Source organism: Draconibacterium orientale (assembly GCF_900111425.1).
GTDB classification, from domain to species: domain Bacteria; phylum Bacteroidota; class Bacteroidia; order Bacteroidales; family Prolixibacteraceae; genus Draconibacterium; species Draconibacterium orientale.
Genome location: NZ_FOHT01000046.1, coordinates 19,941 through 28,333 on the forward strand (window position 1 = coordinate 19,941; position 8,393 = coordinate 28,333).

At 35.6% G+C, this 8,393-nt stretch carries 2 protein-coding genes; both read right to left on the reverse strand.

From position 1 onward, the window contains the following. Positions 1-16 precede the first annotated feature (16 nt). Complete coding sequence (locus tag BMW53_RS18920; RefSeq protein WP_083404965.1) at positions 17-3,334, reverse strand: SusC/RagA family TonB-linked outer membrane protein; 3,318 nt, start codon at positions 3,332-3,334, stop codon at positions 17-19. A gap of 154 nt (positions 3,335-3,488) precedes the next feature. Further along, complete coding sequence (locus BMW53_RS18925) at positions 3,489-7,478, reverse strand: hybrid sensor histidine kinase/response regulator transcription factor (protein WP_081804742.1); 3,990 nt, start codon at positions 7,476-7,478, stop codon at positions 3,489-3,491. Between the last annotated feature and the right edge of the window lie 915 nt (positions 7,479-8,393).

Sequence of the window (8,393 nt, forward strand, 5' to 3'; positions counted from 1 at the left end):
TTATTCATTTTGAAAATTAGAATGATACGTTCAATCCCAATGACACAATGCGAGGAATTGGATATTTACCATTGTCCAATCCATATACATTCTGATTAACCGTACTTACACCGATCTCTGGATCATAACCGGTATATTTTGTAAAGGTGTATAGATTCTGGATATTCATATAGATACGAAGGTTCTCTAAATGATACCTGTTTGTAATTGCAGTAGGAACCGTATATCCGAGCGTAATATTTTTGATACGTAAATACGATCCGTCTTCAATATACCGATCACTAATCCTGTCATTATCATTCGGGTCATTAGCAATTGCTCTAGGTACTTTTGTATCTGGATTTGTTACCTGAACATTAGTAATGTCATCATACCAGCTTGAAATACCATTAGATTGATCATATACTTTATCACCATTAATAGGTTCGAGAATAGCACGTTGGGTTACCTTATCCAGTTGGTTATCCCAGATTGATTTCATATTCGAGAGGTTAATCGCAGTGTAATTCAAGATTTTGTTACCGTATGTACCATTAACAAAAACAGTCAGATCAAAATTTTTATAACGAAAAGTATTCTCTAATCCGTAGGTAAACTTTGGCATTGGAGAACCAATATTTGTTCGGTCATAGGCATCAATAATACCATCTTTCACACCATCAGGTCCACTAATATCTTCAAATTTCAAATCGCCAACCCAAACTGTATTATACCTGTTAAATACACCATCCGATGGGTATTTATCTGTTTTAGGCGAGTTCTCAATATCTTCCAAATCCGTATAAACTCCTGCAACTTTATAACCATAAAAGTTGTAAAGCGACTCGCCCACGTTTGTTACCGTTACCACATCCGACCATTGTCCATACCCCTCAATATGAGCATTGTCGGTGCCATCAAGGGCAACAAGTTTATTTCGGTTTGCTGAAATCTGAAATTTTGTATCCCATTGAAATTCTCCGGTTAGATTTCGGCTAAACATGCTAATTTCTATTCCTTTATTATTAATTTCTCCATAATTTCCTTTAGGTGGTGCCAAGGCTGAAGATTCATTACCACGTGTTCCCATGTATGATGGCAACTGTAGATCCATTAGCATATCTGCCGAGGTTTTATCATAAACATCAACTGTCAAATTAATCCGATCATTTATTAAGCCAAGATCCAATCCCAGATTTAACTGTTCTTGTGTTTCCCATTGAATATATGGATTAGCAATATTAGATTGTCGATAACCCATTCCAAGACTGGTCGGCATTCGGCTTATTGAAGCTCCCCAAAGGTATCCACCAATATTCGAATTACCTGTTTGCCCCCATCCAAATCGGATTTTTCCATTGGTAATAACCGGCTTCATCCATTCCAGAAACTTTTCATTAGTAAATCTCCAGGAAACTGCAAAAGCATGAAAACTTGCCCATCTGTTTTTAGGGCCAAAATTGGAAGAACCGTCTCTTCTGTATGTATATGTCCCATAATATTTATCGTTATAATTATAGGTACCTCTTCCGAAGAAGGAAGACATAGAGGTTTTATTGAATGCATGCCCGATAACTGGATCATTACCAAGTGCAGGATTTTGTATTTCATTATCTGGAAGACCGGTAGCATAAATACTCATATACTCCCAACTTGACAACCAGGCATCTTGTCCAGCCATCAGGGTATAGTTATGCATACCAACTTTATTATCATAAGTTAGATAATTCTTAAGTTGGTAAAATGTACCGTTATTCCTTCGTATGGAGTTTTCATTAATACTTCTGGTCCAGTTTCCATAGGTAACAACGGGCAAAAAATATTCACCTTTTGAGCTATTAATGTCATATCCCAATTCGGTATGCCAGGTAAGATTTTTTAAAGGTGAAATATCCATAAAAATGTTACCATTTAGTTTCTCGCGTTGAAGAGTTAGATCCTTATCTAATGTATTTGCAATAGGATTCACCCTGGTGTAACCTTCACGTATTACACTTGCATAGTTACCTTCAATATCATAAATAGGAATATCAGGTGGTGTAAGCAGCGAATAATTGACAACTCCTTCTGTTCCTTCGGCTAGGCCTAAATCTTCATTAGTATTCGCATAGTTTATTGTCAAACCAAGTTTCAACCATGGTTTTAACTGGGCATCAAGGTTAGTACGTACCGAATAGCGTTCGAAATTTGAACCAATAATTGTACCTTCCTGGTTCATGTACGAACCCGAAACGTAATATCTTATAGCATCAGTACCTCCACTGGCTGAAACCTGATGTTGCTGCATAAAAGCCTCTTGAAAGATAGCGTCCTGCCAATTGGTTCCTGCTCCTAATAATGAAGGATCAAGAAACTCATTACGACTTTCCAAGGCATTGTTTTCCATCGCAACTGAATTGCTATATTCAGCAAATTCACGAAGATTCATCATCTCAAGACGAGTTCTTTGGTCCTGAACACCAATCATTCCTTCATAAGTAAATTTTGCTTCCCCGGTTTTTCCCCTCTTGGTGGTTATAAGGATAACGCCATTGGATCCTTGAGCTCCATAAATTGCAGTTGCCGATGCATCTTTTAAGATCTCTACAGACAGAATATCAGATGGGTTTATTGTTGATAACGGAGAAATGGATGACACACTTCCATTACCCAATTTATCTCCGAGTCCCCAATCAGAACCACTTGTTCCTCCACCTTGCAAAATAACCCCATCTACAACATAAAGCGGTTCTGCATTACTATTGATTGTGGATTGTCCGCGAACACGTATAGAAACCGATGAGCCCGGAGCACCTGAAGTTGCCATTGATGTTACACCGGAAGCTCGTCCTTGCAAAGCCTGATCAAGATTTGTTATAACCGAAGCCTTAATATCTTGCTCTCCCATTGATACAGACGCACCGGAAAGATCTCCTTTTTTCATGGTTCCATACCCCACAGCAACAACCTCTTCCAGACCGATGGCATCTGCTTCCATTATAACTTCAAAGAAAGTCTTATCTCCAACCTTATGTTCCTGCAACTTCATCCCGATAAATGAAAATTGAAGGGTAGCATCTGGAGATACATCATCCAAACCAAATTCTCCATTAGAGTCGGAAACTGTCCCCTGATTTGTTCCTTTAATAATTATAGTAACACCAGGTAGCGGTGCTCCTGTCTGGTCACTTACCTTTCCTTTTACAACATGTTCCTGTTGAAAGGTACTGGAAGTTCTTGTGGTTGTTTTGGTGGCATTAGCCCCGATAACAGCACTTGTTCGAGAAACAAGCGATACTGTTATAAAAATAATAGTTAAGTAATTTGATAAATTACGATAATTAGATCCAATTAAGGACCTTTTCTTTTTTTTCATACTTTTATACTGTTATAAGTTAGTGTTTGCCCTGTATGTAGTAGTCAGGGTAAATGTTAAACTCTTCAGGGGAATGTTGGCGCATTTCCCTGTTTTCTCAATTTTTTAGGTTTTCTTCATAAGTTTTAATGATTTATTTTGTTTATAAATGTTGTTATGGATTATGCTTTTGCCATGCTGATGGCAACTTGCCATACAGATCTTTAAAATGTTTAGAAAATTGTTTTGGAGAAAATCCAATAGAATAGGCTATTTCGGAAATACTCAATTGGCTTTCTTCTACCAGTTGTTTGCCTCTTTTTATACGAATAATACGAATAAACTCCAAGGGTGATTTACCAGTAATAGTCATAAGTTTTTTATATAAATGCCCCCTCGACATTCCAATTTCAGCACTTAATTCTTCAACTGAAAAATCCTGATTATCCATATTTTCTTCCACCAAATGAATAGCTTGCTTAATCAGTTTCTCATCCAAAGAACTTATTGTGATATCCCCAGGCTCAATGTCAACTGTCTGAAATTTATGATGACTATTTCTCCTCCACTCTAAAAGTTTTTCAATCCTCAATAGCAAAATCTCAACATTAAATGGCTTAATAATGTATTCATCTGCTCCTTCCTTTAAACCTTCTAATATATGTTCCTCGGCTGTTCGCGCGGTTAGTAGCATAACCGGGATATGCGAAAAGCGAATATCTCCTTTAATTCTATTACAAAGTTCAAGACCATCCATCACAGGCATCATAATGTCACTGACGACCATTTTAACTGGCTGCTTATCCATTATCTCCAGTGCCTTTGCCCCATCGCCTGCTTCAATAACCGGATAATTATCTTTTAGACAATTGCGAATAAAATGTCGGAAGTCATCGTTATCTTCTACAATCAATATAGGATCTTCTTGAACCTCACCCTTTGTTTCTTCTCCAATGTGCTCAATGTTTTCCTCTGACTCAATAAAACTTTCCAGATTGTTTTGAATTGGAAGTTTTACTCTGAAGATAGAACCCTGAGGTTCATTCTGTTGAACCTCAATCTCTCCCCCATGCAATAAAACATACTCTTTCGCTATATGGAGTCCAATTCCAGTGCCGATATAAGTTGATTGATGTGTTTCCTGATAAAACCGGTCAAATACCCTGCTTAGATTTTCTTCCTTTATTCCAATACCGGTGTCGACAACTTCTATTAAAGCATATTGTTTACCTGACTCTGTTATCACATCAACAATAACTTTAACACTTCCTCCTTCGACATTGAACTTAAAAGCATTCGACAGCAAATTTGTTAAAACACGTTGTAACTTGTTTCTATCAAAGTCCATTTCGATAGAAGATGACTTTAACTGCACGACAATTGGAATTCCTCTTTTTATTGAATAAGGCGTAAAAGTATTGCAAACTTGATTTATAAAATCATTTAAGTTACCATGAGATAATTTTAGTTTACTTCTTCCACTATCCAATTTCCGTAAATCAAGAAGTTGGTTAACTTCGCGCATCAAAAGTTGAGCATTTCTATATATTAGCTCCAACTCTTCTATAATGTTCTTCTCAAAATTGGCGGATGAAATCAATCTTTCTAATGGAGTAATTATAAGCGATAAAGGCGTCCTTAAATCATGACTGACATTAGTAAAAAAACGCATCTTCTCCTCTTCCATCTCTTTCTGGTTGGCAATTTCCATTTCCAATTTATGCATTTTAATCTTCAGCATGTTTTTCCGGCGAAAATATATGACCAGTGCAATAGCAGTAAGTATGATCATTATAAAATATAAGAAATAAGCTATTGGAGAAAGCCAAAATGGTGGCCTCATATTTATTAATAGAGAAGAATATGCGCTGTTCTTATTTTCATCGGAAGTAACGGTCTTAACATTTAGGTTATATATCCCAGGAGAAAGCTCATTAAAATATATTGTATTACCTCTAAATTGTATCCATTCCGAATCGTCATTCAAACGATAAGCGAAGATGGTTTTATTCAAAGATCGAAAATCGAATGATGACACGTCGATCGCAAAATTATTATACTTGTAATCCAGAGAAATTTCATTTAGCAATTGAATATTTTCTCCAAGTATAACTTCCTGATTTTTCAACGGTTCTCCTACTTCAATTCGATCACTACCAATATACAATGCCGTGAATTCGATCTGCTGGTTATAGTTAAAATCTGGTATCGATTCCGGCAATACACGAATATAGCCTCCTATTCCACCCATTAAGATTTCACCATCCGTATTACATAAAATAGAATGGTTATTAAAGGTTACATCACCAAGACCGTCTTCATCATAATAACGATAACATCTAAAATGATATGTCTTTGAATTCAAGTCATAATCAACAACTATATTTGTGACACCGTAATCAGAGGTTAACCATAAATTTTTATCCAAATCCTCTGAAATTGCCCTAACGAAATTATTTGTGAGGCCATTCTCTACTTTTAAGTGTGTAATAAGGTTCTGGTTATCATCTAGAACAGAAATTCCATTTTTCCCCCCAATCCATAGTAGATTTCGACTGTCTCTGAATATGCAATTTACATAAGAATCCTGCCCTAATCCATCATGATCAACGTTCATTACACGTACAAAATTATCAGAAGCTACATCCCAAATACATGCTCCGGCAGTAGTTCCAATGTAGAGTTTATTTCCTTGTCGGCAGTAAAGATCCGTAATCCCATTCGACTGTATATCACTATTTTGAATACTATATTTAGAGAAACTACCATTGTTTGAATAACAAAACAATCCTTTCGCAACTGTACCTATCCAGATATTCCCTTCAGCATCCTCTTCAATTGCTCTAATATACCGAAGAGGATTCTCCTCTCCTGCTTCAGTCTTATAAGCTACAACATTAAACTTTTCATTTTCATAGTAACAAACTCCTCCTCCATACGTTCCAACCCAAATCCGACCTTTAGAATCAATGAATGAACAAACAACTAAATCTTCAGGTAGAGTTCCTTGTTCGAGGTTGAAAATAGTAGATTTATCAGTGATGACATCAATTTTTGAAATTCCTTCCCCATCAAAGCCGAACCATAAATTACCCTTATAATCTTCAAGGATACAACTAATATCATCTTCATTACTTACATTACATCTTTCAAAGAAAGACTGGTCAATGGCTGTATAACCAATTCCTCTTTTACTGGTTCCAACCCACATAATATTTTGACTGTCGTAATAAAAACATTTTATATGGTTGGAAGGTAATGAGAACGAATTTTCTTGATCATACTTGATATTTCTATATGATTTTTCATGCAAATTGTAAACCGTTATTCCATCACTATCCGTACCAATCCAAATATTACCATGACCATCATCCATTATGGATGTTATAAAGCTGAAATCTTTATTATCCTTATTACGAAAGGCTTTTAGCTCTTTTGTTTCAGGATTATAATACTGTAAAATATCTTCAGGAGAATGCGATGTATAAAACCACAAATTAAGGGAATGGTCCAGATACATCCTATGATGAGGGTAAACCGACAACGATAATCTTGAACGCTCTACTATTTTATTGTATTCATGGTTCAATTCTCCAATCATGCCATCTTCAAAAAGAAAGAAAGCATGACCTTCCCTGCACTCAATCCATTCTAGTTTATTCCCATAAGGTAAAATAATACAAGACTGCCAATTATTATTTAAATCACAAAATACTAATGTATCTTCCGTTTGGCACCAAAGGTTTCCATCATGGTCTATAACAAGAAGATCTATATTATTCGAAGGAATGGATAAAGATTGAAGTGCAGAAGTAATATCCTCCTCAAGTATATCTTTTTCCCGATTGTACCGGTAATATTTATTTCCCGCCTGTACCCATATATTTTTATTTGCATCCTCATTAATTGAATACACGTCGGGACCTTCCGGAATCAGCGGATAATTTTTAAAATTATACCCATCAAAACGACTAAGTTTATTTGCCGTGACAATCCACATAAATCCATAGCTGTCCTGCACTATGTCATGAATATAGTTATCTGGCAATCCATCTTTAACACTTAATGAATTGAAATTAAAATTGGCTGCCTGAACATTTCCAAGACACAGAAGACTACACAGTATGAAAAATAATACCCTTCTCACAGTTAAAATTATTTTCAATTTTCATTTAAATGTAGCGCAATACATTTAATCACGAAAATTGAATTTTATAACAGTGTAAAAATCCGTAACTTTTGACAAAGAGGGATTCCCATTTGTATCTGACTTGTTCCCGAATGTATGATACAACATATGGGGATGTAAGAATACATTTCTATTCTTACCTTATTTTCATATCTTTGACAAAGAAATAACATCATTGAAATTTAAGAGAGACTTTACCGAGAACAAAAATCTACAACCTTTATAAGAAGCTGATTTTAAGCACATAAGAAAATACAAAATCGTCTTGTTCTGGGCACTGAGGAGCTTCGATATCTTATTCAATTAGAATTAGTTATCGAAGTTTTTCTTTTTACTACTGTAACATTACTGAAACTTTACATTTTTTTAGTTAGCTGTGGTGAAACATGACGGAGTGATTATTCTTCCACACACCTTATTAAAGCAGTACCTTAAAAAACTTACAAAAGTGTAATAAGGAATAAACCATCATCGTGATAATTGACCGTTAGAATTAGCGTAAAATTTGAAGATACTTCTTCCTGTTTTACTTTCAGAAAGTCCTGAATTTCAAATCCATAAAAAAACACAAAACTCCCAAAGAATCAGAAAAACCAGCAGCCGCATAACCTGTCGTTCTGCTTACTGTCGTTAAAATGGTTATGTGCCCGTTGCCTTAGCTCTTCACCTCCATTAAAAGAGATGACCTCGCTCATTCCAACAGATAAAACCGGAACGTTTTCACATTTCGGCTCCCATTGATTTTAGCAACTATAACATTGTCTAACTGACACATAGGTCAATCAAAAACAAAAATGAGGCTGTCCAAAAAGTAAAATTGGACAGCCTTTGTTTTTATTGTCCCTTTAAGATTTGTATCTTAAAGGTGGATATGACAATAAGATCAAACGT